The sequence below is a fragment of the Enterobacter soli ATCC BAA-2102 genome (assembly GCF_001654845.1).
Classification (GTDB): Bacteria; Pseudomonadota; Gammaproteobacteria; order Enterobacterales; family Enterobacteriaceae; genus Enterobacter; species Enterobacter soli.
The window spans coordinates 1-2,961 of sequence record NZ_LXES01000058.1 but is presented as its reverse complement, the minus strand read 5'-3'; the positions used below and the strand labels follow the sequence as shown (position 1 = coordinate 2,961).

The 2,961-nt window shown below is 38.7% G+C and carries 3 protein-coding genes; 2 read left to right on the top strand and 1 reads right to left on the bottom strand.

Translation table 11 applies throughout. From position 1 onward, the window contains the following. The first annotated feature begins 108 nt into the window (after positions 1-108). Together M987_RS23405 and M987_RS23400 are read left to right on the top strand one after the other, a co-directional pair. A complete protein-coding gene (locus tag M987_RS23405) occupies positions 109-810 on the top strand; it encodes a hypothetical protein (RefSeq protein ID WP_014063917.1) in 702 nt (233 codons plus the stop codon). 87 nt (positions 811-897) lie between these two features. After that, positions 898-1,710, top strand: a complete 813-nt coding sequence (locus M987_RS23400) for a hypothetical protein (protein ID WP_014063918.1) — start codon at positions 898-900, stop codon at positions 1,708-1,710. 458 nt (positions 1,711-2,168) lie between these two features. On the opposite strand, the gene M987_RS23395 is transcribed toward M987_RS23400, so the two are convergent. Further along, positions 2,169-2,747, bottom strand: coding sequence for an OspG family effector kinase (locus M987_RS23395; RefSeq protein WP_064555910.1), 579 nt, complete (start codon positions 2,745-2,747; stop codon positions 2,169-2,171). Between the last annotated feature and the right edge of the window lie 214 nt (positions 2,748-2,961).

The following is a 2,961-nucleotide window of genomic DNA, read 5'->3' as shown; positions in this document are numbered from 1 at the left end:
AAGAGGGCGCGACAGGTACCGGCAGGGTGTCACCTGATGCTGCACGCGGTGAGAAACCACAGAGAAACGTGAGGCAGGTGTAACTCTCACTGAAAAGCGGAGGTTAGTATGAAAAAGCCTATTGTTCGTAACTTTCATAACGGTGATCTGATGTACGGTTTAAGTGGGCCGAGAGAAATATATCTGAAAGAAGTGGAAGAATATCACAAGAAAAATCCTTCAGAGGCTAACTCTTGGGCCAGAAGACCTGTCGGGAGAGCATCTATGTCAATGATTATAAATAGTTACAGTGATCCAGTAAGAAGTGTTTTATCCTTGAATAATATTAGATTCAGTTCTCTGAATGATATTACTAAATCCCGTACCAAAAAAATAAAAGATGCGATAAAAATGGCATCAGTTGGTAAGACCAGTAAATACGGTTTTGACTTTCCGGCTTACCAAGAGATAGCAATAAATCATCCTAAATTAAGGATCGCGGCAAAGCATAACGATGAGTATCAGTGGTGGAAAAGGGGTTCTAAATCGGGTATCGAAATAATTGCGCAACAACCTTCACAGTCTCACAGAAAGATTCATTTTATTCTAGATGGTCTTGATGTCGCGGGTGTAGTTAATAAAAAAATAGAGAGTATAACCTCTTCCGAGTTAAGATATATCTACAGGCGTTGGGATAGGCTCAACGGCAGAATAATATTCTACTTTGGAGGTAATGTGTGTCCACCTCCATGGACATCTCCCCGTGAGCGCGACATCTGGAGTGGTTATACACCAAAAAGCACCATTCCCGTAGACGACACCGTCGCCTGAGGTGTAATTAAGTGTATAAATGAAAAGCCTATTCACTTTTATTTCAAGAAACTAATTACTATTTATAGAAATCTATATGGAGCTCTTATGATTAAGAACGATTTATTAGGTGCTAAAATTTTCGGAAAACTGCAGCATTTGGAAAAACTAAATCCATCCCACGCATGGGTTTGTTGTGCATGGGTAAATAAACTTTTGAAGCAAGGATACGACAGGAAGGATATGCAGCTAGCAGTAGGGCGCTATGTCCGAGAGTCAAAAGAATATATTACTAAAAAGACCAGTATGGGCTGGGTTGGGCATTTAGTATACGATAATACTAATTCTACGTATTTTGTGGGGGCTTCCGCAGTTGGTTCGGCTGCTGCTTATGGTTTAGCGCAACCAGCAGCAGTTGTAGGCACGACTAAAGCTACAGCAGCCTCAGTGACTAGTGCTACCTTAGCTAGTAATATTGTAGCACCAATGGTTGGTTTAGGAGTATCGTTGCTACTTATGACCTTTGTTATTGGGGGGATGAAGGCCTATGGTCGTCGTCAGGAGGCGAGTAAACAACAAATGATAGATATAGTAGATCAAATGGAAACACTTCTTATAGAAATTTTAGATGAGATTGAAAAAGAACCAGCTCAATTCATTTCTATTACACAGAGTTACTTCGATGAGATATCTGAGAAACTCAAAAGTTTAACCTTTATCAAAGCTATTTTTCATGCCCCACAGATAGCAGATAGTCAGTCTTATGATTTTATACCGCGAACAAGTACCGAGCAGCATGGAATACGACGTTCAGGTAAGTATAAGGCATCTAGTCTGGCTTATTCACTATCTATCGAACCGTCTATCAATGACCTAATATTGAAGCCTTTTGTTGATAATTACCTTGAGACTAGTAAGTAAAGTTTCGCAAGTATGCACATTTCTGTAACATATGAAGACAGTTCAGGTTGGAGTCGGGATGTGTGAAAAGTCCATCTCGGCTTAGAGATGTCACACAGAAGCGCAGAGTTTACTAGGTCAGCAAGAGTGCTCAAGGTGCAAATATTATTGCCTAGTCAATGCACACCCGAATTACGAAAGATGTTGTCCTTAATGTGTTTGTGATAGCAGGGTGGAAATGTAATTCTCAAAAACAGGTATTGGATTAATGAGACCTGATTATACGTGTAAAGTCAGTCGTTTTATCCGAGTAAAATAGATTGCAATCGACAAAATCTGTTGGATAAAACGACCTTTCGACGCCATAGTCAATATGCAGAGTGCACGACAGGTAGAAGAATATGGCAATAAGTCTATAACAATGTCCATAGCAGCAATAGTATCCACTTATGAACAAAATACATAGAAGGTACATCACACTAAGTGAAGTCAAAAGGTTTATAAATAGTAGGTTTCCCGTTTTGAGGATCAATTGTAGAGTCATCAGGATCGTATAAAATATTTTGCTCAGCCATATCTAAGTGAGTTACATTGGCCCAACGCAGATGTTGTTCCATTTGGCGCCAGCACTCTTTAGAGTGTTTAGGCCGTTGTTCGGAAGATAACTGATTTAAGGGAATTCCGGTAAGCCGTAACATATGTAAAACAGGCTTAATTAGCATTCCGCCAAAATACTCAAGTGTGACATAGGCATGTTTATTCTTATAATATCTCTGAAAGGCATTGCATTCTCGAACAACAGTCAGGTAGTCTACGTTATCCGACCATATTTTTACGACAAACCCTTCTTGGTCCGGGTCATTATATACTCGCCCGTAAGTTCCGGCACCAACAACTCCTGACTTTATTACTCTATCCTGATAGGGTGTTGTATTTGCTATAGGCAAACTATTTTTAATTTCATCAACTCTCTTCTTCCACAATCTACTTTGTCTAACTTCCCATTGACTAAGAGAGATGCCACTATCTTGCGAGTTTGTATAGTATTTTAACTTCATTCTTATGGTAACCATCGTTTAATTGTTAGGCCTGGTGTTTATTTTTACAAGATAAACTACTAGGATAGTTAATTAACTTATGCCAGATTACTCTGCCAAACATTTTATAGTATAGCAATTGTCTTTAATCTATATTATGAAGTATGTCATTTTTTTTAAAAATAAATGATTCATTACTATTCCATATAGATACTATGGAGAACTATTCTCAACC